At 60.6% G+C, this 259-nt stretch carries 1 protein-coding gene; it reads left to right on the top strand.

What is annotated here, in order from left to right:
* The coding region (locus tag FN960_RS24330; RefSeq protein ID WP_143850834.1) for a DEAD/DEAH box helicase at positions 1–259 on the top strand (259 nt) is incomplete at both ends.

Below are 259 nucleotides of genomic sequence, written 5' to 3'. Positions count from 1 at the left end.
CCTGGCATGTGGCGGCGCGAAGCGAACATGCGCTGGTGATTGCACCGACCGGCTCCGGGAAAACGCTGGCAGCATTTCTCTACGCCCTCGATCGGCTCTTCCGCGAAGGCGGCGAAGATACCCGCGAGGCGCATAAGCGTAAAACCTCACGCATCCTCTATATTTCACCGATAAAAGCCCTGGGCACCGACGTTCAGCGCAACTTGCAGATCCCGTTGAAGGGTATTGCCGATGAACGGCGGCGGCGCGGCGAAACGGA

It is taken from the genome of Alkalicoccobacillus porphyridii, from assembly GCF_007293315.1.
GTDB classification, from domain to species: domain Bacteria; phylum Bacillota; class Bacilli; order Bacillales; family Bacillaceae_D; genus Alkalicoccobacillus; species Alkalicoccobacillus porphyridii.
This window is presented reverse-complemented; position numbering and strand designations above follow the sequence as displayed.